This is a genomic window from Streptomyces sp. SID14436, assembly GCF_010548465.1.
Classification (GTDB): Bacteria; Actinomycetota; Actinomycetes; order Streptomycetales; family Streptomycetaceae; genus Streptomyces.
In genome coordinates this window covers 16,929-41,840 of sequence record NZ_JAAGMD010000584.1, presented here as the reverse complement: position 1 = coordinate 41,840, position 24,912 = coordinate 16,929, and the positions used below count along the sequence as shown (strand labels likewise).

Here is a 24,912-nt window from a genome sequence, read left to right as displayed (position 1 = left end):
CCGGGCGGCCCGCCGCGGCCGCCAGGCCCTGCTGGGCCTCGGTCACCCGGCGCAGCTCCGCCAGCCGCGCCTGCGCCATCAGCCGCCACACCGCGCGGGCGACCCCGGAGAAGGTGGTGCGGGGCGGCACCTCCAGCAGGGGCAGGCCGTGCAGCGCGCACGCCTCCACCAGCGCGTCCGGCACCGTGTCGTGCACCGGCGCGACACCGAAACCGAGCGCGGCGCCGCCCGCCGCCACGATCCGCGAGGCGTACGCGTCGAAGTAGCCGGGCCCCGCCCCGTCCGGGATGTGCACGCCGGCCGACAGCAGCAGCTCGCCGCCCAGCAGGTACGGGTACGGGTCCGCCATCTCCGAGGTGTGCACCCAGTGCACGACCAGGCCGGGGCCGTCCGGCCCGGCGATGCGGCGCAGCCCCAGGTCCTCGCGGGCCAGGAGGGCGTCCAGGGGGACGGGCGGTGTGGGCGGAACCGTGGGGTCCGGCATGGTGGACGTTTCCTCCATCCCGTTCGCTGCGAATGGATGAAACGTACACTTCGCAGTCGCTTTCCGGCCACCTAGGGTCAGGTCAGACCGGCGGCCCGTGGGTACGGGCGGATGTCCCCGCGACGAGCGGCCGGGCCCTTTCCCCCAGCACGACACGCCACCGAGCACCCGCGTGAAGGAGGCCCCCGCATGGCCGTGGACTACCTGGTCATCGTCGTCTATCTGGTCGGCATGCTGGCCATGGGCTGGTGGGGCATGCGCCGCGCCCGGTCCAAGAGCGAGTTCCTGGTCGCGGGCCGCCGGCTCGGCCCCGCCATGTACTCCGGCACCATGGCCGCCATCGTCCTCGGCGGCGCCTCCACCATCGGCGGCGTGGGCCTCGGCTACCAGTACGGCCTGTCCGGCGCCTGGATGGTCTTCACCATCGGCCTCGGCCTGCTCGCCCTGTCGGTCTTCTTCTCCGCCCGCATCGCCCGGCTGAAGGTCTACACCGTCTCCGAGATGCTCGACCTGCGCTACGGCGGCCGGGCGGGCGTCATCTCCGGGCTCGTCATGTGGGCGTACACCCTCATGCTCGCGGTGACCTCGACGATCGCCTACGCCACGATCTTCGACGTCCTCTTCGACCTGAACCGCACCCTCGCCATCGTCCTCGGCGGCTCCATCGTCGTCGCCTACTCCACCCTCGGCGGCATGTGGTCGATCACCCTCACCGACATGGTGCAGTTCGTCGTCAAGACCATCGGCGTGCTGCTCCTGCTGCTGCCCATCGCCGTCGTCAAGGCCGGCGGCTTCGCCGAGATGAAGGCGCAGCTGCCCACCGAGTACTTCGACCCGCTGGGCATCGGCGGCGAGACGATCTTCACCTACGTGCTGATCTACACCTTCGGCATGCTCATCGGCCAGGACATCTGGCAGCGCGTGTTCACCGCCCGCAGCGACCGCACCGCCCGCTGGGGAGGCACCGTCGCGGGCACCTACTGCCTCGCCTACGCCCTCGCCGGTGCCGTCATCGGCACCGCGGCCAAGGTGCTCTACCCCGACCTGGCCAGCGCCGACGACGCCTTCGCCACCATCGTCAAGGACGAACTCCCCCTCGGGGTGCGCGGGCTGGTGCTGGCCGCCGCCCTCGCCGCGGTGATGTCCACGTCCTCCGGCGCGCTCATCGCCTGCGCGACCGTCGCCAACAACGACATCTGGGCCCGGCTGCGCGGCCTCGCCCGCGCACCGCAGGGCGACGACCACGACGAGGTCCGCGGCAACCGCCTGTTCATCCTGCTCATGGGCGTCGCCGTGATCCTCACCGCGATCGCGCTGAACGACGTCGTGCAGGCCCTGACCGTCGCCTACAACCTGCTCGTCGGCGGGCTGCTGGTGCCGATCCTCGGCGGACTGCTGTGGCGGCGCGGCACCGCCCAGGGCGCCCTCGCCGCCGTCGTCGTCGGCGGGCTCACCGTCGTCGTCCTGATGGCGACGTTCGGCATCCTCGCCAACGAGCCGATCCTCTACGGCCTGCTGTCCTCCCTCGCCGTCTACGTCGTCGTCTCCCTGGCGACCCCGCCCACCGACGCGGCCGTGCTCGCCGCCTGGCGCGAACGCGTCGCCGGACGCGCCCCCGAAACCGAATCCGTGTCCGAACGGGTCCCCGCCGGCCAGTAGAGTCGTGCGGGCAGACATCACATACGCGACGAAGCGTAGGAAAGAAGGCAGTTCCATGAGCAGCAACGAGACCCCCCGCGGGCCCGTCGACTCGTCCCGCGTCCCGCGGTACGCCGGGCCGGCGACCTTCGCCCGGCTGCCCCGCCTCGACGAGGTCGGCCGCGCCGATGTCGCCGTGGTCGGCATACCGTTCGACTCGGGTGTCTCCTACCGGCCGGGCGCCCGCTTCGGCGGCAACGCCATCCGCGAGGCGTCCCGGCTGCTGCGCCCCTACAACCCGGCCCAGGACGCCTCCCCCTTCGCCCTCGCCCAGGTCGCGGACGGCGGCGACATCGCCGTGAACCCGTTCAACATCAACGAGGCCGTCGAGACCATGGAGGCCGCCGCCGACGACCTGCTCGGCACCGGCGCCCGCCTGATGACCCTGGGCGGCGACCACACCGTCGCGCTGCCGCTGCTGCGCGCGGTCGCCAAGAAGCACGGCCCGGTCGCGCTGCTCCACTTCGACGCGCACCTGGACACCTGGGACACCTACTTCGGCGCCGAGTACACCCACGGCACCCCGTTCCGCCGGGCCGTCGAGGAGGGCATCCTCGACACCTCCGCCCTGTCCCACGTCGGCATCCGCGGCCCGCTGTACGGCAAGCAGGACCTCACCGACGACGAGAAGATGGGCTTCGGCATCGTCACCTCCGCCGACGTCTACCGGCGCGGCGCCGACGAGGTCGCCGACCAGCTCCGTCAGCGCATCGGCGACCGCCCGCTGTACATCTCCATCGACATCGACTGCCTCGACCCGGCGCACGCCCCCGGCACCGGCACGCCCGAGGCGGGCGGCATGACCTCCCGCGAGCTGCTGGAGATCCTGCGCGGCCTGGCGTCCTGCAACCTGGTCTCGGCGGACGTCGTCGAGGTGGCGCCCGCCTACGACCACGCGGAGATCACCTCGGTCGCCGCCTCGCACACCGCCTACGAGCTGACCACGATCATGTCCCGCCAGATTGCAGAGGCCCGCGCGAAGTGACTCACGACCACGACCTGGTGCTCCGCCCGACCGCCGCGCAGACGGAGGCGGCGCTGAACCCCCCGCCCGGCCGCACGGGCGGAGACCTGGTCGTGGAGACCCTGGCCGGGCTCGGCGCGACCACCGTCTTCGGCCTGCCCGGCCAGCACGCCCTCGGCATGTTCGACGCCCTGCGCCGCTCCGACCTGCGCTACATCGGCCTGCGGGTGGAGAACAACGCCGGCTTCGCCGCCGACGCGTACGGCCGCATCACCGGCGAGGCGGCCCCGCTGCTGCTGTCCACCGGCCCCGGCGCGCTCACCGCGCTGCCCGCGCTCCAGGAGGCGGCGGCCGCCTCCGCCCCCGTCCTCGCCATCAGCAGCCAGGTCCCCACGGCCGGACTCGGCGGCGGCCGCCACGGCTACCTGCACGAACTCCCCGACCAGTCGGCCTCGTTCCGCGGCGTGGTGAAGTCCGTCCACACCGTGCGCACGGCCTCCCAGATCCCGTCGGCGCTCACCGAGGCGTGGAAGTCGGCGCTGACCGTCCCGCACGGCCCCGTCTGGGTGGAGGTCCCGCAGGACGTCCTGCTCGCCGAGACCCTTCTCCCGCCGGTGACGGCGATGGACGCCACCCCCGACGAGCTGCCCCCGCGCCCCGAGCTGACCGCGCTCGCCGCGCACCTGCTCGCCACCGCGGAACGCCCGGCGGTCATCGCGGGCGGCGGGGTGATCCGCTCCGACGCCTCCGGCAAGCTGCGGCAGCTCGCCGAACGCCTCCAGGCGCCCGTCGTCACCACCCCGGGCGGCAAGGGCGCCTTCCCGTGGACCCACCCCCTCTCGCTCCAGTCCTGGATCGAGGACCGGCACACCACCGACCTCCTGGAGGACGCCGACGTCCTCCTCGTCGTCGGCTCCGGGCTCGGCGAACTCTCCTCGAACTACCACACCTTCAAGCCCCGCGGCCGAGTGATCCAGATCGAGGCGGACCTCGGCAAGCTGGAGTCCAACCACCCCGGCATCGGCATCCACGCCGACGCCCGGCTCGCCCTCCAGGCGCTGCTGGAGACCGTGGAACCCCGCGAGGACGCGACCGCGCCTGAGCGGGTCCGCGACCTGCTGGAACGGGTCCGCGCCCGCATCGCCGCCCAGGACCTCACCCTGGAGCAGCAGGTCCTCACGGCCGTCCGCCGCGCCCTGCCCACCAAGTCGCCGTCCTTCTGGGACATGACGATCCTGGCCTACTGGGCCTGGTCCGCCTTCGACGCCATGGGCCCCAACCACCTGCACTCCGCGCAGGGCGCCGGCGGCCTCGGCTACGGCTTCCCCGCCGCCCTCGGCGCGGCCGTCGCCGACCCCACCCGCCCGGTGCTGGCGGTCTCCGGCGACGGCGGCGCCCTGTACTCCATCGCCGAGCTGGCCACGGCACGGCAGTACGACCTGGACGTCACCTGGCTGATCGTCGACGACGGCGGCTACGGCATCCTGCGCGAGTACATGACCGACACCTTCGGCGCGTCTACGGCGACGGAGCTGACCCGCCCCGACTTCGTCACCCTCGCGGAGTCCTTCGGCGTCCCGGGCACCCGGACGACGCCCGAGACCCTGGAGCGGGACCTCGCGAAGGCCCTGGCCGCCCCCGGCCCGTCCGTGGTCGTCCTGCCCGCGGTCCTGCGCATGTTCGCGCCGACGCATCTGGACTGAGGTGCGTCTCCGGAGCCGGGGGGGCGGGACACCTCCACTGCTCGGTGCCCCTCTGGACGCCGTGATGGTCACGGGCGCACCGGGGCGCCGAGGGCCCCTACGAGATCGCCCGCAGGCGTCCGTGGCCCGTCTGCTCGCGGAGGCGGGCCACCGCCGCGGCCGTCGCCTCGTCGTCGGGGAGCAGGACCAGCAACAGCTGGGCGTCCGACGCGAGTTCGAGGAGTTCGCGGCGTAGGCGGAGGTCGCCGGCGGTGGGGTGGCGCAGGCGCAGGACACCCCGCTCCGGGACCTTGTGGCGGTTCATCCGCTCGGCGAACTCCGGTCCGGCGGCGGGCGCGAGCTCCGCCGCCAGCCGCTCCGCTTTCTCCGCCGTCGGCCCCTGCCACAGGTCGAACGCCTGCTCGTCCGCGACGGTCTCCCAGTCCGCGAAGTACGTCCTGGCACGGGCGTCGGTGAACACGTACCGGGTGAGGTTCGGGGCATCCCCCTCCAGCAGTCCCGTACCGTCGGCCAGCGCCTCGTAGGCGGCCGTCCACGCGAGCAGGTCGCCCAGCCGGTTGGTGACCACCGCGATGCCCGGTTCGAGCAGCCGGAGGGTCTCCAGCACGGACGGGCGCACCTCACGGCGGGCCGGCTCGGGCCCCAGGCGCCCGGTGCACTCATCGCCGGTCACCTTCGCCAGGTAGCGCAGGTGCTCGCGTTCCGCCGTGTTCAGGGCGAGCGCGTCGCCGAGGGCGTGCAGCACCGCCACCGAGGGATTGCGGTCCCGGCCCTGCTCGATCCGGGTCAGGTACTCGACGCTGATCCCGGCGCGCACGGCGACGTCCGACCGGCGCAGGCCCGGCGAGCGGCGGCGGCCGTGGTCCGGCAGGCCCAGCTGCTCCGGCTGGATGCTGTCCCGCTTGACCCGGATGAAATCGCCCAAGGGTGTCCCCATGACCGCGAGCATAGAACTCCTGAGCGCCCCACCCGAAGTGCTCAGGGTGGCCCTGCCGGGGCCAGCCACAGCGCGGTCTGGCTGCCGCCCCGGGCCGCTTCCAGGGTGGAGGGCATGGACATCAACACCAAGCACAGGCTCGTGGTCCTCGTCGGCAGCGTCCGGGAGGGACGCTTCGGTCCCGTGGTGGGCTCGTGGATCGCCGGACAGGCCCGCGAACACGGCGCCTTCGACGTCGAGGTCGTCGACCTCGCCGACGTCGGCCTCCCGCTGGCCCTGCCGGACGCCTACCCGAGCGTCGCCGGCGCCTCCTACCCCCGCCCCGCCGCCATGGCCCCGCTCACGGCGGCACTGGAGGCCGCGGACGCCTTCATCATGGTCACGCCGGAGTACAACCACAGCTACCCGGCGTCGCTCAAGGCCGCCATCGACTGGCACTACACCCAGTGGGCGGCGAAGCCCGTGGCCTTCGTCAGCTACGGCGGCGCGGCGGGCGGCCGGCACGCCGTGCTGCACCTGGAGAACGTGATGACCGAGCTGCACGCGGTGACCATCCGCGACGGTCTCGCCTTCCCCCTGAACCGGGTGCCCTGGGAGGACGGCCGCCCCCTCGACCCGGAGATCCCGGGCTACGCGAAGAAGCTGCTGGAGCAGCTGTCCTGGTGGACGTCAGCCCTGCGCTCGGCACGGGAGGCGGCGCCGTACCCGGGGTGACGGGCGGGTGAGGGCGGGGTGAAGCGTGCGTCTTCGCCCCGGCGGGCCCGGGTCTCAGTTCTTGAGGTGGGTGACGAAGGCCGCCCATGCCGTGCCCGGGAACACCAGCACCGGCCCGTGCGTGACCTTCGAGTCCCGCACGGGTATCCCCTCCGGGGCCCCGTCCAGCACCTCCAGGCAGCTGCCGCCGTTCGGATCACTGTGGGAGGACTTGCGCCAGCCGCTCGGTGAGACGGCCCGGGTCATGACGTGATCAGCCATTGTCTCCGTGGTCCTTCGCAACGGCCCCGAGGAGGGCGATGGAGTCCGTCAGCGACAGCGCGTCGCTCAGCGCGAGATCGTAGCGGTGCTGCAACTCGCGTACCACGGACGGCGAATCGTGCAGGCGGCCCATCCGCAGACCCTCGCTGTACGCGACCGGCGGCTGGTCCTCGAACCACATCAGCGTCAGCATGCTGTCCAGCAGGGGGTGGAGGCCCACGCCGAAGGGCATCACGTGGACCCGGATGCGCCCGGACTCGGCCAGGCCGACCAGGTGGCTCAGCTGCTCCGCCATGACGGAGGGACCGCCCACAGGGCGCCGCAGTACCGCCTCGTCGAGCAGCGCCCATACCACCGGATTCACCGGATCCTCAAGGACTTTCGCCCGAGCCAGGCGTGTGACAAGGCGCCTGTCACATTGCTCGTCACTCACAGGAGGGAACGCCGACCGGAGAACCGCACGCGCGTACGACTCGGTCTGGAGGATGCCGGGAACGTAGGACAGCGCGAACTCGCGGATGGTCACCGCCTGTTGTTCGAGCACCCGCACTGATTCGAAGTAGCCGGCTGCCGCGGCTTCCTGCCGGGGCAGAAAGCTGCTGAGCACGTTCCCCGTGTTCAGCGCCGTGTCCAGCCGTCGCGCGTCCTCCTTCGACGGCACCCGGCGGCCCGCCTCGATGTGCGCGATGTGCGAACGCGTCATGATCGCCATGTCGGCCAGTTGCTGCTGGGTGAGGCCGGCCGTCTCGCGCCGGTCCTTCAGCCAGTCCCCGTACATGCTGCCCATCGCGTCAACCCCCATGTGACAGGTGCTCTGTCACCACCAACCCTCTGGCGAGCCTAGCCCTCTCGCTTCCACTCTGTGAGCGGATCGCTACACAAGGCGATCTCCCGCCCGGGGTGTCTCCATGACGGCCCGGGCGTGGTCCTCGACGCATCCAGGGGTACCGACGACATGACCGAAGCCACCGCCTCCCTCCTCGCGCCGCTGCTGCGGCTGCTGTTCCCGGCGCGGGGGCGGCACCGGCGCGGGGCCGGTCCGCGTCACCGCGCGGTCCCCGCCCCGGGCCGGGAGGCCGCCCGCAGGCCGGCACCGCCTCCGTTGCGGGGCGAGGACAACGCGCTGGTCCGCCCGTACCTCCTGGCGCACGAGCGCAAGGAGGAGGCCCGGCGGCAGCGTGCCCGGCGCCGCGCACTGTGGCTCGCCGTGCACGGGATCGACGTCGGGCCGCGCGTCATCCACGGCGTGGAGGTGACGGCGTGAGGAGCGACGGGCGCGACGCGGACGAGGTGCGGCTGCTGCCGTGGACCGGGGAGGAGGGCAAGCCGTGCTATCTGATCACCGACGGTACGGGGAGGGTGTCCCGTCACGCCGACACGGTCGAGGAGACCCTGCTCGCGATGGCCGCGGACCTGCTCGGCCATGCGGCGGACCTGCTGGCGGACCGCCGCACGACCCCGGAGCAGCTGCGGTTCCTGCTCGCCCGGATGCGCGAGGCGCTGGCCGGCGTGTGCCGGGTCGCGGAGAGCAGGGGCGGGCGGGCGGCTACCAGATCGACTCGACCCACTCCGGGTGGTCGATGAACGGGTTGCGGTTGTGCTGGAAGGAGTCGTGGATGACGTCGTTGCGGCGCTTCTCGAAGGCGTCCGGCGGGTCCTCCTGGTGCCAGGCCTTCAGCACGGAGAGCTTGCCCATGTAGGGGTTGCTGCCGTTGTTCACCTGGCCGTTGACCTCCAGGTCGGGCCAGCCGTCGGTGCCCTCGTAGCGGACCGCCATGTAGAAGATCATGCGGGCCACGTCGCCCTTGACGGCGTCGCGGGGCTCGAAGGAGTCGGAGTCGGTGAGGCTGCCGCCGCTGTCGGTGAAGGCGCTGCCGCCGTTGTCGAAGTCCTTGTTGCCCCGCACGCTGTTGACGCGGACGTCGGAGGGGCGCAGGTGGTGGATGTCGGTGCCGGGGCCGGTGGAGGTGCCGAAGCCGCCGTGGGACTTGGCCCACACGTGCTCGCGGTTCCAGTCGCCGGTGTCCCCGCCGTTGAGGGACTTGCTGCGGGAGATGCCCGAGTACAGCAGGATCACGTTGTTGCTGTTGCCCGGGTCCTGGTCGGTGACCTTCAGGGCGTCCCAGACCGCCGAGTACGACAGCTTGGTCTGGTCGCTGATGATCGTGTGCAGGGCGTCCTTGAGGGCGTCACCGGTCTTGCCGGCGGCGTCGTCGTAGTACGCGTCGTCGTAGGCGGCGGCGTGGGGGGCGGCCGTCGTCGTGGTGGCCGTGGCGGTGCCGGCCGTCAGGGCGGGGGCGGTCAGGCCGGCCAGCACGGCGGCCGTGGCGAGGGCCACCGCCTTCCGGCGGCGGTTGCGTATCGCGAGCATGTGGGGGTCCCATCTACGCGGGTTGCACTGTGGGGATACCCGAGAGAGTGACATGCACATGCGAGACGGCGAGTGGAGGGAACGTGGCGATTGCGTGACGGGAAGCCGACGCTCCGTCCCGCCCGCCGGCCCCGGACGGTGACCCGGGCGCGCCCGGCTGTCACGGAGGGATGAAATCCGCCGGCGCCCGCGTTGGTGCTGTGCGGAAGATCAGGGACGATCGGAGGGCACCCGCGTGACACCGCAACGGGGATGGGCACGACGACTGACCGGGTACGCCTGGCGTCACCGCAAGGACGTCGTCCTCGCCCTCGGCGCCTCCCTCGGCGGCATGGCCGTGATGGCGCTGGTCCCGCTGATCACCAAAGTGATCATCGACGACGTCATCGGCGACAAGACCAGGGACATGGCCACCTGGGCCGGACTGCTCGTCGGCGCCGCGTCCGTCGTCTACGTCCTGACCTACATCCGCCGCTACTACGGCGGCCGGCTCGCCCTCGACGTCCAGCACGACCTGCGCACCGACATGTACGGGACGATCACCCGGCTCGATGGCAGACGCCAGGACGAGCTGTCCACCGGGCAGGTCGTCGGCCGCGCCACCAGCGACCTCCAGCTGATCCAGGGCCTGCTCTTCATGCTGCCGATGACCATCGGCAACCTCCTGCTGTTCGCGATCTCCCTGGTCATCATGTCGGCGCTGTCGCTGCCGCTGACGGCCGTCGCCCTCGCCGTCGCCCCCGCCCTGTGGTGGATCGCCAAACGCAGCCGCACCCGGCTCCACCCCTCCACCTGGTACGCGCAGGCCCAGGCCGGCGCGGTCGCCGGGGTGGTCGACGGCGCCGTCAGCGGCGTCCGCGTGGTGAAGGGCTTCGGGCAGGAGGAGCAGGAGACCGGCAAGCTGCGCCAGGTCGGCCGGCGGCTGTTCGCCGGACGCATGCGCACCGTCCGGCTGAACTCCCTCTACACCCCCGCTCTCCAGGCCGTGCCCGCCCTCGGCCAGGTGGCGATGCTGGCCCTCGGCGGCTGGCTGGCCGTGCGCGGCGACATCACCCTCGGCACCTTCGTCGCCTTCTCCACCTACCTCGCCCAGCTCGTCGGCCCGGTCCGGATGCTCGCCGTGGTCCTCACCGTCGGCCAGCAGGCCCGGGCCGGCACCGAACGCGTCCTGGACCTGATCGACACCGAGCCGTCGCTCACCGACGGCACCAAGGACCTGCCCGCCGACGCGCCCGCCACCGTCGAGTTCGACGACGTCTCCTTCGGCTACGACCCCGACCGGCCGGTCCTGGACGGCCTGTCCTTCGAGATCCGCCCCGGCGAGACCCTCGCCGTCGTCGGCGCCTCCGGCTCCGGCAAGTCCACCGTCTCCCTGCTCCTGCCGCGCTTCTACGACGTCACCCGGGGTGCCGTCCTCGTCGGCGGCCACGACGTGCGGGAACTGACCACCGCGTCCCTGCGCGCCGCGATCGGGCTGGTCCCCGAGGACTCCTTCCTCTTCTCCGACACCGTCCGCAACAACATCGCGTACGGCCGGCCCGACGCCACCGACGAACAGATCACCGCCGCCGCCCGCGCCGCCCAGGCCCACGGCTTCATCAGCGAACTGCCCGACGGCTACGACACCACCGTCGGCGAGCACGGACTGACCCTCTCCGGCGGCCAGCGCCAGCGCGTCGCCCTGGCCCGCGCGATCCTCACCGACCCGCGCCTGCTGGTCCTGGACGACGCGACCTCCGCCGTGGACGCCCGCGTCGAGCACGAGATCCACGAGGCGCTGAGCAGCGTCATGGAGGGCCGCACCACCCTGCTCATCGCCCACCGCCGCTCCACCCTCAACCTCGCCGACCGCATCGCCGTCCTGGAGGACGGCCGGCTCGCCGACATCGGCACCCACGACGAACTCCAGCGGCGCTCCGCCCTCTACCGCAGGCTCCTCACCGACCCCGACGAACTGGGCGCCGTCTCCCCGGGCCACACCCCGCCCGCGCTGACCCCGGAGGAGGACACCTCCGTCCGCGCCGAGCTGGACGCCGAGTTCGACGCCGAACGCGGGGTCACCCCCCGCCTGTGGACCGGCGACCGCGAACCCCGCGACACCGCCCTGGCCGACGCCCCGGCCACCCCCGAACTCCTCGCCCAGGTGGAGGCCCTGCCCCCGGCCGACGACGTCCCCGACATCGACGAGGAACGCGCCGTCCGCCCCGAGGACTCCTACGGCCTGCGCCGGCTGCTGCGCGGCTTCCGCACCCCCCTGCTCATCAGCCTCGGCCTGGTCGCCGTGGACGCCGGGACGGGCCTGCTGCTGCCCGTGCTGATCCGGCACGGCATCGACCAGGGCGTCACCCAGGCCGCCCTCGGCGCGGTGTGGGCGGCGGCGCTGCTGGGCCTGATCACCGTGCTCGCCCAGTGGGCGGCGCAGACCGGCGAGATCCGGATGACCGGCCGCACCGGCGAACGCGTCCTGTACACGCTGCGCCTGAAGATCTTCGCCCAGCTCCAGCGCCTCGGCCTGGACTACTACGAGCGCGAGCTGACCGGCCGGATCATGACCCGGATGACGACCGACGTGGACGCCCTGTCCACGTTCCTCCAGACCGGCCTGGTCACGGCGTTCGTCTCGGTGGTCACCTTCTTCGGCATCATGGTCGCCCTGCTGGTGATCGACGTCGGGCTCGCCCTGGTCGTCTTCGCCACGCTGCCCCCGCTGATCATCGCCACGTTCTTCTTCCGCCGGGCCAGCGTCAAGGCCTACGAACTGGCCCGCGAGCGGGTGTCGGCGGTCAACGCCGACCTCCAGGAGTCGGTGTCCGGCCTGCGGATCGTGCAGGCGTTCCGCCGCGAGCGGGAGGGCGAGCGCCGCTTCACCGAACGCAGCGCCGCCTACCGCAGCGCGCGCATCCGCGGCCAGTGGCTGATCTCGGTGTACTTCCCGTTCGTGCAGTTCCTGTCCTCGATCGCCGCCGCGGCCGTCCTCGTCGTGGGCGGCGCCCGGGTCGACGCCGGGACGCTCGCGATCGGCTCGCTGGTGGCGTACCTGCTGTACATCGACCTGTTCTTCGCGCCGGTGCAGCAGCTGTCCCAGGTCTTCGACGGCTACCAGCAGGCGACCGTCTCGCTGGGCCGCATCCAGGAACTGCTGCGGGAGCCGGCCTCCACGCGGCAGGCCGACAAGCCGCTCGACGTGCCGTCCCTGCGCGGCGAGATCGCCTTCGAGGACGTGCACTTCGCCTACGGCGACGGCGAGGAGGCCCTGGAGGGCATCGACCTCACCATCCCCGCCGGCCAGACCGTCGCCTTCGTCGGCGAGACCGGCGCGGGCAAGTCCACCCTGGTCAAGCTGGTCGCCCGCTTCTACGACCCGACGAGCGGGCGGGTCACCGCCGACGGCACCGACCTGAGGGACCTCGACCTCACCGCCTACCGGCACCGGCTCGGCGTCGTACCGCAGGAGGCGTACCTCTTCCCGGGCACCGTCCGCGACGCGATCGCCTACGGCCGCCCGGACGCCACCGACGCGGAGGTCGAGGCCGCCGCCCGGGCGGTCGGCGCGCACGAGATGATCGCCACCCTGGAGGGCGGCTACCTCCACGAGGTCGCCGAACGGGGCCGCAACCTCTCCGCCGGGCAGCGCCAGCTGATCGCGCTGGCCCGCGCCGAACTCGTCGACCCCGACGTCCTGCTGCTCGACGAGGCGACGGCCGCGCTCGACCTGGCCACCGAGGCCCAGGTCAACCAGGCCACGGACCGGCTCGCCGGCCGCCGCACCACCCTCGTCGTCGCCCACCGGCTGACCACGGCCGCCCGCGCCGACCGGGTGATCGTGATGGACCACGGGCGCGTCGCCGAGGACGGCACCCACGACGAACTCCTGCGCCTGGACGGAAAGTACGCGGCCCTGTGGCGCACCTTCATAGGAGAGGACCTCCCCGCCGTCGCCTGACCCGCCTGGCCCGCGTGTGCGCACCCGTTCCGGCCCGCGCGCACCCCGCCCGCCCGCCCGCGCGTGCGCGCCCTGGCAACCAACCCGCGTACGTCAGGCGTCCGTACACCCGTACGCCGTTGGTCGCGGCAGGCGCGGCACGGGGAGGAACGACTGTGGACAGTGGACCGATACGCCGGCGACTCGCGCTCTGCCTCGCCCTGTTGACTGCCGCGGGGCTGCTCGTCGTCGCCGCGCCCGGTGACGCCCTGGCGGCGGCGCCCTGCCCGGGGCGCAAGGCCCGCACCCTGACGTTCTCCACCGGCGCGGTCGTCGTGTACAAGCGCGGCGGCTACCGGTGCGCCGTCACCGTCGCCAAGAAGGCCGGCAAGCGGCGGACGATGTCGGTCAGCATCCGGGCGCGCGGCGGCCGGCCGGTCGTCGACAAGGGGCTCTTCCGCCGGCACGCCGGCCCGGTCACCGTGCACGCGGGGCAGCGCTGCGTGTGGGTGAAGGGCAGGGTGGGCGGCGGCTCCGCCGACTCCGGCTGGATCCTGTGCTGAACCCGCCGCCCACGCGGACGCGTACCCCCTCGTGCAGGGAGGGTTTTCCCTATGTCCCCTGGTGCTGTGGGGAGTTGGTCCGCTAGCTTCCGGCGCACATCTGTCACACAGGGGAGTGCGCATGCGCAAAGCGCTCAGATGGCTGCTGACGCTCACGATGCTCATAGGCACGGTGAGCGCGGCGAGCGCGGCCACCGCCGCCGAGCCGGAGGCCGACGGCGTCACCGACATCGAGGAACGGCTGCTGTCCATCCCGGGCATGAGCCTGATCGAGGAGAAGCCGTACGCCGGGTACCGCTTCTTCGTCCTGAACTACACCCAGCCGGTCGACCACCGCAGGCCCGGCAAGGGCACCTTCCAGCAGCGCATCACCGTGCTGCACAAGGACACCGCGCGGCCGACCGTCTTCCACACCGGCGGGTACAACGTCTCCACCACCCCCCGCCGCAGCGAGCCGGCCCAGATCGTGGACGGCAACCAGGTCTCCATGGAGTACCGCTTCTTCAGCCCGTCCCGGCCCGACCCGGCCGACTGGTCCAAGCTGGACATCTGGCAGGCCGCCAGCGACCAGCACCGGATCTTCAAGGCGCTGAAGAAGATCTACCGCAAGAACTGGATCTCCACCGGCGGCTCCAAGGGCGGCATGACCGCCACCTACTACGAGCGCTTCTACCCGCGCGACATGGACGGCGTGGTCGCCTACGTCGCCCCCAACGACGTGGTGAACAAGGAGGATTCGGCCTACGACCGGTTCTTCCGCACGGTGGGCACCAAGGAGTGCCGCGACCGGCTGAACGGCGTGCAGCGCGAGGCGCTGGTCCGCCGGGCCCCGCTGCAGAAGAAGTACCGCGCCCTCGCCGCCGAGAACGGCTACACCTTCGACACCATCGGCAGCCTGGACCGGGCCTACGAGGCCGTCGTCCTCGACTACGTGTGGGGCTTCTGGCAGTACAGCACCGTGAAGGACTGCGAGCAGATCCCCGCGGACGCCGAGAACGCCACCGACGACGAGATCTGGACGTCCGTCGACACGATCTCCGGGTTCTCGTTCTACACCGACCAGGGCCTCAGCCCCTACACGCCGTACTACTACCAGGCCGGCACGCAGCTGGGCGCGCCCACCATCCACTTCCCGCACATCGAGAAGAAGTACGTCCGCTACGGCTACCAGCCGCCGCGCAACTTCGTGCCCCGTTCCATCCCGATGCGCTTCCAGCCGCAGGCGATGCGCGACATCGACACCTGGGTGCGGCACAACGCCCGCAACATGCTGTTCGTCTACGGCGAGAACGACCCGTGGGGCGCCGAGCCGTTCCGGCTGGGACGCGGCGCACGGGACTCCTACGTGATGACGGCGCCCGGCATGAACCACGGCGCGAACGTGGCCGGGCTGAAGGACAAGGAGCGGGCCCTCGCCACGGCCCGCATCCTCGACTGGGCCGACGTCACGCCGAGCGCGGTGCGCAAGGACCCGGCGGCGGCCGAGCCGCTGGCCGCGTTCCACTCCGGCCTCGACCGGCGGGACATCGAGCAGGAGCGGACCCTGCGTCCGTAGCCGGACCGGCGCGGACCTGGGGGGTGTTTCGAAAGTCCCGCACAGCACCCACCGCACAGGACTCTCGAAACACCCCCTACACCGGGCGGGCGCAGCCCACCGGTGAGGTGCCGCCGAGCCGGACGTAGAGGGCCGTGGACGCCGGGCACTTCGACCGGGTGTCCACGGCCTTCGTCACCCTGTACTGCGGGGCGTGCTCGCCCTCGCCGTCGCAGCGGGTCTCGCGGACCTTGCCGTCGCCCAGGTCGTAGACGCAGTCGCCGACGATGGTGCGCGGCCCGCCCCCGCCGCCCGGGTCGCCGGGGTGCGGCGGCTGGAGGTTGCGCATGCAGGCGTAGCCCTGCGGCACGGCCCCGTCGCCGTCCTCGTCGGCGACGGGCCGCTGTTCGCTGATGTGCAGCACGAAGTCGGTCGTGCCGGGGCAGCGCGGCCCGTCGCGGACGGTGCCGTCGTGGCGGGCCACCACCCGGGCGGCGGCCCGTTCACCCGTGCAGGACACCTCGGTGAAGCTGGTCCGCCCGAAGGAGCTGCACTCGTCGACCGCGAGGAACACCGCCCCGTACCCGGACGTGCGGGCCGGCCCCGGCGAGGACGTCGCCGTGCGCGGCTCGCCGGGACGGTCCGCCTCCCCGCCGCCCGGCGGGTTCTGGCAGCCGGCCAGCAGCGCCGCGCCGAGCGCCGCCAGCGCGCACAGCCCGGCCAGAGAACTTCTCACGTGCATCGTCATCCCCCCGAACACCCCGGTCCAGCGTGACCCGCCGCGGCGGACCACGCCAGACAACTGGGGTGCTTTGCGCATATGGGGGGAAGTGCGCCGCATCGTCGGCGTAGGGGGCCTACGCCCGATGTGCTACTCCGCTGCGCACCCGGCCCGGCACGCCTCCGCGGGGCGCCGGGCCGGAGCGCGCGTCAGTACCTCAGCCCGTGCCCGACCGGGTACAGCACCGTCGCCGGGTCGTCGGCCCGCTGCACCGGCACGGGCAGCGTCCCGCGGGGCTTCACCCGGCCGGCGACGACCCGGGCCGCGGCCCGCAGTTCGACGTCCGTCCAGGAGTAGGCCGCCAGATACGCCGGCACGTCCGGCAGGTGGGCCACGTCGTAGGGGTTGCGGATCGCGACCGCGACCACCGGCCGCCCGGTGGCCAGCAGCCGCTCCACCAGCGTCCGCTGGCTGCTGCCCGCCGACACGTTGTACGTGCCGACGACCACCGCGTCCGCGTCCCCGGCCGCGGCGACGGCCCGGTCGATGGCGGCCGCCAAGGGTGCCGTCCCGGTGGACAGCGCGGTGGCCGTGAAGCCCAGTTCGGTCAGCGCGTCCGCGAGCACCCCGGTCGGCGGTCCCGTCGTGCCGGACGGGGAGGCCGGGTCGGCGCCGACGACCAGCAGCTTCGGATGCCTGCGCCGGGACAGCGGCAGCAGTCCGCCCTCGTTGACCAGCAGCGTGGTGGTCCGCTCGGCGATCCGGTCGGCGGCGGCGAGGTGCGCCCGCGTGCCGACGGTGCGGTCCACGCCGCTGTGGGAGACGAAGGGGTCCTTGAACAGGCCCAGCTTCGTCTTCAGCCGCAGGATGCGCAGGATCGATTCGTCGAGGCGTTCCTCGGTGAGTTCGCCGTCCCGCACGGCCCGCAGCACGGCGTTCCAGGCGAGGTCCAGGTCCGGCGGGTTGAGCAGCTGGTCCACACCCGCCTTCAGGGCGAGCACCGGCACCCGGTCGTCGCCGTACTTCGTGCGGACGCCCTCCATGCCGAGGGAGTCGGTCACCACGACCCCGTCGTAGCCCAGTTCCTCGCGCAGGATGCCGGTGAGGATCGGGCGGGAGAGGGTGGCCGGGTCCTCGGCGGGGTCGAGCGCGGGGACGACGATGTGCGCGGTCATGATCGAGTCGATGCCCGCGGCGATCGCGGCCCGGAACGGCGGGGCGTCGAGCCGCTCCCACTCCTCCAGCGTGTGGTGGATGTAGGGCAGCTTGGCGTGGCTGTCGTCGACGGTGTCGCCGTGCCCGGGGAAGTGCTTGGCGGTCGCCGCCACCCCCGAGTGCTGGAACCCGGACACCTCGGCGGCCACCAGCCGCGCCACCGCGTCGGGCGAGGAGCCGAAGGACCGCACGCCGATGACCGGGTTGGCCGGGTTGACGTTCACGTCGGCCACCGGGGCGTAGTCCTGGCGGATGCCCAGGGCGCGCAGTTCGCGTCCGGCGATCCGGCCGAGGGTGCGGGCGTCGGAGCGGGAGCCGCCCGCCCCGACGGCCATCGCCCCCGGGAAGAGGGTGGCCGGCTCGCCCACCCGCGCGACGATGCCGTGCTCCTGGTCGGTGGAGACCAGCACCGGCAGCCCGCGCTGCAGGCCCAGGGACGCCTTCTGGATGCCGTTGGACAGGTCCGCGATCTGGTGCGGGTCGCGGGTGTTGTGCGCCCAGGCGAAGTAGATGATGCCGCCGACCCGGTACCGCTCGAGCAGTTCGGCGGCGGTGCGGACGCCGATCTCCTCGAGGTTGGCGTCGATGTCGGCCTGGTCGGGCTCGGTCGCGGAGTGGCCGTAGACCCGCATCACGAAGAGCTGGCCGACCTTTTCCTCCAGCGTCATGCGCGAGACGAGGGCACGCAGCCTGCGCTCCTCGGCGGCGGAGCGGCCGGGGACCGCGTGTGCGGCACCTCCGGCGGCGAGGGCGGTGCCGACCCCCGCCGTCGCGGCGAGGACGGTGCGTCTGGACGGCCGTGCGGTACTTCCCGTGCTTCCCGTGCTTCCCGTGCTTGCCGTGCTGCTGTCGGGCACGTGCGCTCCTTCCGGAGGTGATCCGCGAGGATCCGCTGAAGGAAACTTCCAGGAGGTCACCAATATCCGGGAAGTTTCTGCCAGTCAAGGGAGAGCACAGTAACCAACGAAGGGCCGCCATCGGCGCAGTCGGAGGGGGCGCGCCGATGACGGCGTGCTGCCGGCCGCGGCACGGCGGAGAGGGTGGGTCAGCGATCGCCGCCGGCAGCGAGGGCCGACACCGTGCCACGCCAGACTTCCCCGGCAGCGTGCCCATGGGACGGACGGCGCGGGCCGCAGGTTCCCGAGCCGGGAGGAATGCCCCGAATCCGGTACGGGCGGGCCGCGTGCGTTCAGCGGGGCGTGTGCGCCGACACCCGCGGCCAGTGCTCCCGCAGCGCCCGCACCGTCTCCGCGATCGCCGGCCGCCGCGCCGCACCCGAGCGCCACAGGGCGTACAGGCGGCGGGCGGGCAGCGGGTCCAGCGGCACCTCGACCACCTCCTCGGGCAGCGGGCCGCGGCCCAGCCGGGGGATCAGCGCGATGCCGAGCCCGGCCGCCACCAGGGCCACCAGGGTCGGGTTCTCGTCGGCCTGGTGCACGATGTCCGGCTCGTGCCCGTCGGCCCGCAGCGTGCGCACCAGCCACTCGTGGCAGACCCGCCCCGGCGGCGGGCAGATCCACCGCTCCCCGCCCAGCTCCTCCCGCCGCACCGCGCTCCGGGCGGCGAAGGGGTGGTCGCGGGGCACGAGCAGATCGCACAGGTCGTCACCGATCACCGCCTGCTCCACCCCCGCCGGGGCGGGCAGCGGCGCGATGTCCCAGTCGTGCGCCACCACGAGATCGACGGCGCCACGGGCCACCAGGTCCACGGACAGGTGCGGGTCGATCTCCGTGAGCCGGGTGTCGAGCGCGGGGTGCCGCCGGGCCAGGTCCGCCAGCACCGACGGCATCAGCCCGCGCGCCGCCGACGCGAACGCGGCGATGGTCAGCCGCCCCGACGGCCGCCCCCGCCGCTCCTCCAGCTCGGTCTCCGCCCGCTCCACGATCGCCATCAACTCCTGCGCGGCCGCTACGAGTTGCCGGGCCTCGTCGGTGAGCCGCACCCCGCGCCCCCGGCGTTCCAGGAGCACGGTCCGGGTCTCCCGCTCCAGCTTCGCGATCTGCTGCGAGACGGCGGAGGAGGTGTAGCCGAGAGCCACGGCGGCGGCCCCGACGGTGCCGTGGACGGAGACCGCGTGCAGGGCGCGCAGCCGCTGGAGGTCGAGCATCACAGCCCCCCGATCAGTTAGCGATGCTTCATCCAACCATGCAGAAACCTTCGCTGGTGCTGAAGTGTGCGGTGCGGCGATCCTCGATCCATGCGACCCTCCCACGTCCTGCTCGCCGTCTGCGTCGCCGCCGTCTGGGGCGTCAACTTCACCGTCATCGAGGTCGGCCTCGACCACTTCCCGCCCCTGCTGTTCTCCGCCCTGCGCTTCCTCGTGGCGGCGCTCCCCGCGGTGTTCCTGGTGGGACGCCCCACGGTGGCCTGGAAATGGATCGTCGGCGTGGGCCTGACCCTCGGGGTCGCCAAGTTCGGGCTGCTCTTCGTCGGCATGGACGCGGGCATGCCGGGCGGGCTGTCCTCCCTGGTGCTCCAGATCCAGGCGGTGTTCACCGCCCTGTTCGCCTTCGCCCTGCTCGGCGAACGCCCCTCCGCCAGACGCCTGGCCGGCATGGCGGTGGCCCTCGCGGGCATCGGCGTCGCAGCGGTCGACGAGGGCACCTCCGGGCCGCTCACCGGCTTCGCCCTGGTCGTCGCGGCGGCCGCCTGCTGGGGCGCCTCGAACATCCTCACCCGCAGGGCGGCGCCTCCGGACGCCCTCAACTTCATGGTGTGGGTGAGCACCGTGCCGGTCCTGCCGCTGCTGGCCCTGTCACTCCTCCTGGAGGGCCCCCGGCGGGACCGGGACGCCCTCGCCGGCCTCGACTGGCAGGGCGCGGGCACCGTGTTGTTCGTCGCCTGGGTCGCCACCGTCCTCGGCTTCGGCGCCTGGGGCTGGCTGCTGCGCCGTCACCCCGCCTCCACGGTCGCGCCGTTCTCCCTGCTGGTACCGGTCTTCGGGATGTCGTCGGCCGCCCTGTTCCTCGGCGAGTCGATGACCCCGCTGCGGTGGTGCGCGGGCGTGCTGCTGGTGGGCGGCGTGGCCCTGGCCACGCTGACCCGACGCCGCCCGGCGGCGACACCGGCCACCCGGCCCGCGCCGCCGGCGGCTACCGGTGCGGAGGGCTCCCGGGTCGGCGGCTGAGGACGGGCAGCGCGGGCCGGGCCGCCCCGGCGAAGGCGACCGGTGGGCGGTGAGGCGTCGGCACCGTGTCGTGTCCGCCTCGTCGGAGGATGCCCTGGGACGGGCGCCCCGTCACCCGGCGGCGTCAGACGCCGACCGTCACCCGGCGGCGTCAGACGCCGACCGGCACCGGCCCCGGGACGGTCACGCCGACTCGTTCAGCAGCCGGGCCAGATGCTCCCGCCCGGGAGCGAGCAGACCGCTCAGCTCCGGCACGTCCGGGTACCACCGCTTCTCGTACTCCCAGCACAGCCAGCCGTCCCACCCGTGCCGGGAGAGGACCTCCACGCAGTCCGCCAGCGGCAGGATGCCCTCGCCCAGCGCCAGCGGGGTGGTGTCGTCGGCCGAGGCGATGTCCTTGACCTGGACGTAGCCGAGGTGCGGGGACAGGGCGGCGAAGCTGTCCGCGGGCTGCTCACCGCCGAGCCAGGTGTGCATCACGTCCCAGAGCGCCCCGACCCGGCCGTGCCCGACCAGGCCCAGGATCCGCATCGCGTCGGCCGCCGTACGGTGCGAGTCGTGCGTCTCCAGCAGGATCCGCACCCCCAGGTCACCGGCGTACTCGGCGGCCGTGCCGAGCCGGCGGGCGGCCGTCGCGTCGGCCTCCCGCGCGCTCTGCCCGGGCGTGCCGCCGGGGAAGACACGGACGTAGGGAGCGCCGAGGTCACGGGCCAGTTCGAGCAGGGCGCGGATCTCGGCCAGCACGGGCGCGTCGTCACCGGGCGCCGCCACCCGCACGTACCCGGCGGCGCTCAGGACCTCGACACCGGCCGCCTTGAACGCGGCGGCGACACCGGCCCGTTCGGCCGGGGTGAGACCCGGGTGGACCGGTTCCTCCGGGTGGGCGCGCAGCTCGACGCCGTGATAACCGTGCGCGGTCGCCAGCTCCAGCACGTCGGTGACGGGCAGGCCGGGGACGCCGAGGGTGGAGAACGCCAGCTTCATGGAAACGGACCCTACCCGCGGACCCCGCCGGCAACTCCCCCCTGACACCCCGGTGTCGCCCGCGCGCGCCGCCGCGCCCGGACCGTCAGCCCCCGGCGGATGCCTGCGCCGGCCGGTACACGCACACCTGGGCGCCGGTCTTCGCGGCCGTGGTGGACACCAGCTCGAAGGGCCGCTTCGCGCCGTCGGTGGGGAAGACCGACTTGCCGCCGCCGAGCATCACCGGCATGACGATCAGCTGGAGCTCGTCCACCAGGTCCTCGCCCAGCAGGGTCCGCACCAGCGTGGGGCTCCCCATCATCGCCAGGTCACCGCCCTCGGTGGCCCGCAGCTCACGGATCCGGGCGAGCGCCTCACCGGCCGGGATCAGCCGCGAGTTGTTCCACGTCAGGTCCTCCTCGCCCAGGGTGCCCGAGACGACGTACTTGGTCAGGCTGTTCATCCGGTCGGCGAACGGATCACCGGCCCGCTCCGGCCACGCCGCCGCCATCGTCTGCCACGTGCGTCGCCCGAACAGCAGCGCGTCCGCCTTCCGCAGCCCCGCGTCGAAGGCCCCGCCGAGCACCTCCGGGTCGAAGTACGGGTGCGACCACCCACCGTGCGCGAACCCCCCGTCGGTGTCCTCCTGAGGCCCACCCGGAGCCTGGGACACACCGTCGAGGCTGATGAACTCCGTTACGACAATCCGCATGACGCCCACTCCCACAACCGAGAACAACGACTGACGAACCTACAGACCAACCCCACCCCCAAAACTCATCGCCACACCCACCCGCCCACCACAACGGCCCCCACCGAAAGCCGACGGTTCCCACCAGGGGCGCGGGGAACTGCGCGAGAACCCCCACCACCCGCAGACAGCACCCGACCTCTTCAGGGGCGCGGGGAACTGCGCAAATCCCCACGACGAACCCGCACATGCCCACTCGAAGCCGGGGCTCCCACCAGGGGCGCGGGGAACTGCGCGAGAACCCCCACCACCCGCAGACAACACCCGACCTCTCCAGGGGCGCGGGGAACTGCGCAACCCCGCAACCCCCTACACCCCCGCAGGCCGCGCCCGCCCCGGCCGCCCCACAGACCCCCGCACCACCAACTCCCCCCGCACCACCCCCACCCCACCGTCCACCCCCACCCCACCGTCCACCCCCACCCCACCGTCCACGCCTCCTTCCCCCCGCCCCATGGCGATCCGCCCCGCCCAACCCCCCGCCTCCGCCAACGGCAACCGCACCGTCGTCAGCCCCGGCACCGCATCGACGCTGAACGGCAGATCGTCGAACCCGGCGACCGACACGTCCTCCGGGATGCGCCGCCCTGCGTCCCGCAGCGCCGCGCACGCCCCCAGCGCGACGGAGTCGTTCGCGGCCACGACGGCGGTCAGCGACGGGTCCGCCCGCAGCAGTTCCAGCGTCCCCTCGTACCCGGACCGCCGGTCGTACTGCCCGTGCACGGTCCAGCGGGGATCCTCCGCCACCCCGTGCGCGGCCAGCGCGTCCCGGTGGCCCTGAAGCCGCTCCCGCGTGGTGGTGCGCTCGGGCGGCCCGGCGAGGTAACCGAGGCGGCGGTGGCCGAGACCGAGCAGGTGCGCGGTGAGTTCCCGCGCGCCCCCGCGGTTGTCGAAAGGCAGCGCGACGGCCCCCGTGCCCGGCGCGGGCGGACGCCCGCACAGCACCACCCGCGTCCCCGCCGCCACCAGCTTGCCCAGCTTCGTGTTCATCGCCACCGCGTGGTCCGGGTCCTCGCTCGCGCCGCCGGTCAGGACGACCGCCGCGGCCCGCTGCCGCTGGAGCAGCGTGAGGTAGGTCAGCTCCCGCTCGGGGGAGCCGCCGGTGTTGCAGACGACGGCGAGCCGTTCCCCGCCCGCGCGCCCGCCCGGCCCGCCGATCTCCGCCTGGACGGCGCCGGCCATGATCCCGAAGAACGGGTCGGCGATGTCGTGGACGAGGATGCCGACGAGGTCGGACGTGGCGGCGGCCAGGGCGCTGGCGGGACCGTTGAGGACGTAGTCGAGTTCGTCGACCGCTTTGAGGACGCGCTCCCGGGTGGACGCGGCCACCGGATAGTTGCCGTTCAATACGCGCGACACCGTCGCGGGGGAGACCTGCGCACGGGCCGCCACGTCCGCCAGGGTCACCGTCATGTCTCGTCCTCCGCCTCGTGCGCCTCGTCGTACGCCGCCGTACGCCGTCGTCCCCACCGGGTCTCCGGGCCCCCCGGGCCCCGGCTGCGACCAGACGATAGGGCCATACGCCGCGTTGTTCGCCCCCTCGAACAAGCCGGGCTCGCGGCGCTCTTGTCCCCGGTGCCGCGAGGCGGCAGGATGCTCCCCGCCCGGAAAGCGCTTGCTGCCACGTCGATCGGCCCACGTCCGCCGCAGTGGGTGAGCTGGTCAGCTGGTCGGCGCGGGACGGGTGGGGAGTGCGCGGCGCGCGGACCGCGTACGAAGGGAACGTCCTGACCCGCAAGACCGTGCGTATCGCCATGAACGGTGTGACCGGCCGTTATGGGCCACCGCCAGCACCTCGTCCGCTCCGTCCCGGCCCTGCGCGAGCAGGGCGAGCCCGATCTCGGGGAGGGCACCGTGCTGTGGCCGGAGCCGGTCCTCGTCGGCCGCCGCGAGCCCGCGCTGCGGGCGCTGGCCGAACGCCACGGCCCGGACCACGTCTCCACCGACCTGGACGCCGTCCTCGCCGACGACAGCGTGGACGTCTACTTCGACGCCCAGGTGACCCCCGCGCGCGAGGAGGCCTGAGGAAGGCGATCGCCGCGGGCGAGCACGTCTACACCGAGAAGCCGACGGCCACCGGCCTCGACGGCGCCCTCGACCTGGCCCGCCGGGCGCACGCGGCCGACGTGAAGCACGGTGTCGTCCACGACAAGCTGTTCCTGCCCGGCCTGATGGTCAGGCAGCTCTAGCTCCCGCAACTCGTCGACGCCTGCGCCACCTTGGGCATCGGGTAGTACGCCGGACGGGTGCTGGTATCGGCGTCCGTGTGCTGAATGAGCTGCGCGTGCATACGCGTTCGCGGTGGCCGGTGGCCGTCGTGCGAGACGGCCACCGGCCACCGCGACACGCTACTGCCGGAATCAGGTGTTGAGGCAGGGAGTCTTGATGAGCTGTGCCTTATTGACGTCGGCAGGGTCGGGATACACGATCAGAAGGCTGGCCCGGTAGCACTGCTTGCCGCCCTTGTCCGACGTGTACTTGGAGAAAGTGAACCCCTTTTTCTTGTTGATGATGCGCGGGCCGATGCTGCCGCCCCTGACGTGCTTGCCATCGCGGTAGAAGTTGATGGTCGGTGTGACGATGGCATCGCCCTTGGTGCAGCTGACGCGGGCCAGCCCGCGGATCTTCCCCTTTTTGGTGTGGTCGTCGACGGAAATCGTCGCCTTGCAGTACTTGTTGATGTCGAGCTTCACGGGCCCGGTCTTCTTGGACGCCGCCTGTGCATTCGGCGTGGCCAGTGCGAGTACTCCGAGCGCTACCACTCCGGCGGTCGCGAAACGCTTCATTCTGGCGTGCAAAGTTCCCCCTTTGTCGGCGCCAAATGGTCGGTCAGATCCTGGCAGTGGGGGACGGACAGCGACAAGAACATTGAGCAACGTTTGAGGTTGTGCGATCTGCCGTCCGCCCGTCCCGGTCGGGCCGGCCGGGGGCGACGTGCCGGCATGCGCCGAGAGGCCGCCGAGGGCACGCCGAAAATCTTCCGT

22 protein-coding genes and 1 pseudogene are annotated in these 24,912 nt (G+C 72.8%); 11 read left to right on the top strand and 12 right to left on the bottom strand.

Annotated features, from left to right (window positions below):
- The coding region (locus G3I53_RS20825; protein ID WP_203617280.1) for a PucR family transcriptional regulator ligand-binding domain-containing protein at window positions 1–484 on the bottom strand (484 nt) is incomplete at its 3' end.
- A gap of 189 nt (window positions 485–673) precedes the next feature.
- Between G3I53_RS20825 and G3I53_RS20820 the strand changes: the two genes are divergently transcribed.
- From G3I53_RS20820 to G3I53_RS20810, 3 genes are read left to right on the top strand one after another with little or no spacing between them, the layout of a single operon-like run.
- A complete protein-coding gene (locus tag G3I53_RS20820) occupies window positions 674–2,143 on the top strand; it encodes a sodium:solute symporter (protein WP_164334630.1) in 1,470 nt (489 codons plus the stop codon).
- 55 nt (window positions 2,144–2,198) lie between these two features.
- Window positions 2,199–3,167, top strand: coding sequence for an agmatinase (gene speB / locus G3I53_RS20815; RefSeq protein WP_164334629.1), 969 nt, complete (start codon window positions 2,199–2,201; stop codon window positions 3,165–3,167).
- Window positions 3,164–4,849 (top strand): thiamine pyrophosphate-binding protein, encoded by a 1,686-nt coding sequence (locus G3I53_RS20810; protein ID WP_164334628.1) that lies wholly within the window; start codon window positions 3,164–3,166, stop codon window positions 4,847–4,849. The genes speB and G3I53_RS20810 overlap by 4 nt, the downstream gene beginning before the upstream one ends.
- A gap of 97 nt (window positions 4,850–4,946) precedes the next feature.
- Here the strand turns inward: G3I53_RS20810 and G3I53_RS20805 are convergent, their stop codons facing one another.
- On the bottom strand, window positions 4,947–5,786 hold the full coding sequence (locus tag G3I53_RS20805) for a helix-turn-helix transcriptional regulator (protein ID WP_164334627.1): 840 nt from the start codon (window positions 5,784–5,786) through the stop codon (window positions 4,947–4,949).
- A 114-nt stretch (window positions 5,787–5,900) separates the two neighbouring features.
- Here G3I53_RS20805 and G3I53_RS20800 point away from each other — a divergent pair, with 114 nt between their 5' ends.
- Complete coding sequence (locus G3I53_RS20800) at window positions 5,901–6,500, top strand: NAD(P)H-dependent oxidoreductase (RefSeq protein WP_164334626.1); 600 nt, start codon at window positions 5,901–5,903, stop codon at window positions 6,498–6,500.
- Between the two features lie 54 nt (window positions 6,501–6,554).
- Here the strand turns inward: G3I53_RS20800 and G3I53_RS20795 are convergent, their stop codons facing one another.
- Window positions 6,555–6,761, bottom strand: a complete 207-nt coding sequence (locus G3I53_RS20795) for a DUF397 domain-containing protein (protein WP_164334625.1) — start codon at window positions 6,759–6,761, stop codon at window positions 6,555–6,557.
- Entirely contained in the window at window positions 6,754–7,548 is a 795-nt protein-coding gene (locus G3I53_RS20790; protein ID WP_164334624.1) for a helix-turn-helix transcriptional regulator, read from the bottom strand. Before G3I53_RS20790 ends, G3I53_RS20795 begins: the two co-directional genes overlap by 8 nt.
- Window positions 7,549–7,716: 168 nt before the next feature.
- Here G3I53_RS20790 and G3I53_RS20785 point away from each other — a divergent pair, with 168 nt between their 5' ends.
- Both G3I53_RS20785 and G3I53_RS20780 read left to right on the top strand, forming a co-directional pair.
- Entirely contained in the window at window positions 7,717–8,025 is a 309-nt protein-coding gene (locus tag G3I53_RS20785) for a hypothetical protein (protein ID WP_164438640.1), read from the top strand.
- Window positions 8,022–8,345 (top strand): hypothetical protein, encoded by a 324-nt coding sequence (locus tag G3I53_RS20780; RefSeq protein ID WP_164336473.1) that lies wholly within the window; start codon window positions 8,022–8,024, stop codon window positions 8,343–8,345. Before G3I53_RS20785 ends, G3I53_RS20780 begins: the two co-directional genes overlap by 4 nt.
- Here the strand turns inward: G3I53_RS20780 and G3I53_RS20775 are convergent.
- The gene (locus G3I53_RS20775) at window positions 8,308–9,132 is read right to left on the bottom strand and encodes an endonuclease (protein WP_164336472.1); all 825 of its coding nucleotides are present in this window, start codon (window positions 9,130–9,132) and stop codon (window positions 8,308–8,310) included. The two genes, G3I53_RS20780 and G3I53_RS20775, sit on opposite strands and share 38 nt — an antisense overlap.
- A gap of 235 nt (window positions 9,133–9,367) precedes the next feature.
- On the opposite strand from G3I53_RS20775, the gene G3I53_RS20770 reads away from it, so the two are divergent.
- From G3I53_RS20770 to G3I53_RS20760, 3 genes are all read left to right on the top strand, one after another.
- Window positions 9,368–13,075 carry an ABC transporter ATP-binding protein gene (locus tag G3I53_RS20770; protein WP_164336471.1) on the top strand — a complete coding sequence of 1,236 codons (3,708 nt, stop codon included), beginning with the start codon at window positions 9,368–9,370 and terminating at the stop codon, window positions 13,073–13,075.
- A gap of 155 nt (window positions 13,076–13,230) precedes the next feature.
- The gene (locus tag G3I53_RS20765; RefSeq protein ID WP_164336469.1) at window positions 13,231–13,617 is read left to right on the top strand and encodes a hypothetical protein; all 387 of its coding nucleotides are present in this window, start codon (window positions 13,231–13,233) and stop codon (window positions 13,615–13,617) included.
- Between the two features lie 121 nt (window positions 13,618–13,738).
- Window positions 13,739–15,172, top strand: a complete 1,434-nt coding sequence (locus tag G3I53_RS20760; RefSeq protein WP_164336467.1) for a S28 family serine protease — start codon at window positions 13,739–13,741, stop codon at window positions 15,170–15,172.
- A gap of 76 nt (window positions 15,173–15,248) precedes the next feature.
- Here G3I53_RS20760 and G3I53_RS20755 read toward each other — a convergent pair whose 3' ends face one another.
- From G3I53_RS20755 to G3I53_RS20745, 3 genes are all read right to left on the bottom strand, one after another.
- Window positions 15,249–15,893, bottom strand: coding sequence for a hypothetical protein (locus G3I53_RS20755; RefSeq protein WP_164438641.1), 645 nt, complete (start codon window positions 15,891–15,893; stop codon window positions 15,249–15,251).
- A 188-nt stretch (window positions 15,894–16,081) separates the two neighbouring features.
- Window positions 16,082–17,944: a glycoside hydrolase family 3 protein gene (locus G3I53_RS20750; protein ID WP_164438639.1), complete on the bottom strand. Its 1,863-nt coding sequence runs from the start codon at window positions 17,942–17,944 to the stop codon at window positions 16,082–16,084.
- Window positions 17,945–18,276: 332 nt separating this feature from the next.
- Entirely contained in the window at window positions 18,277–19,194 is a 918-nt protein-coding gene (locus G3I53_RS20745) for a LysR family transcriptional regulator (protein WP_164438638.1), read from the bottom strand.
- A 90-nt stretch (window positions 19,195–19,284) separates the two neighbouring features.
- Between G3I53_RS20745 and G3I53_RS20740 the strand changes: the two genes are divergently transcribed.
- Window positions 19,285–20,214: an EamA family transporter gene (locus tag G3I53_RS20740; RefSeq protein ID WP_164438637.1), complete on the top strand. Its 930-nt coding sequence runs from the start codon at window positions 19,285–19,287 to the stop codon at window positions 20,212–20,214.
- Window positions 20,215–20,397: 183 nt separating this feature from the next.
- On the opposite strand, the gene G3I53_RS20735 is transcribed toward G3I53_RS20740, so the two are convergent.
- The 3 genes from G3I53_RS20735 to G3I53_RS20725 all read right to left on the bottom strand — a co-directional run bounded on the left by G3I53_RS20735 (window position 20,398) and on the right by G3I53_RS20725 (window position 23,341).
- Entirely contained in the window at window positions 20,398–21,198 is an 801-nt protein-coding gene (locus G3I53_RS20735; RefSeq protein WP_164334749.1) for a sugar phosphate isomerase/epimerase family protein, read from the bottom strand.
- Between the two features lie 85 nt (window positions 21,199–21,283).
- Complete coding sequence (locus tag G3I53_RS20730) at window positions 21,284–21,889, bottom strand: dihydrofolate reductase family protein (protein WP_164334747.1); 606 nt, start codon at window positions 21,887–21,889, stop codon at window positions 21,284–21,286.
- A 348-nt stretch (window positions 21,890–22,237) separates the two neighbouring features.
- A complete protein-coding gene (locus tag G3I53_RS20725; RefSeq protein ID WP_164334745.1) occupies window positions 22,238–23,341 on the bottom strand; it encodes a LacI family DNA-binding transcriptional regulator in 1,104 nt (367 codons plus the stop codon).
- Window positions 23,342–23,655: 314 nt separating this feature from the next.
- Between G3I53_RS20725 and G3I53_RS20720 the strand changes: the two are divergent.
- Window positions 23,656–24,114: pseudogene (locus G3I53_RS20720) on the top strand (Gfo/Idh/MocA family oxidoreductase); the annotation flags it as partial.
- Between the two features lie 174 nt (window positions 24,115–24,288).
- On the opposite strand, the gene G3I53_RS20715 reads toward G3I53_RS20720, so the two are convergent.
- Window positions 24,289–24,621: a hypothetical protein gene (locus G3I53_RS20715; protein WP_164334743.1), complete on the bottom strand. Its 333-nt coding sequence runs from the start codon at window positions 24,619–24,621 to the stop codon at window positions 24,289–24,291.
- Window positions 24,622–24,912: the final 291 nt, after the last annotated feature.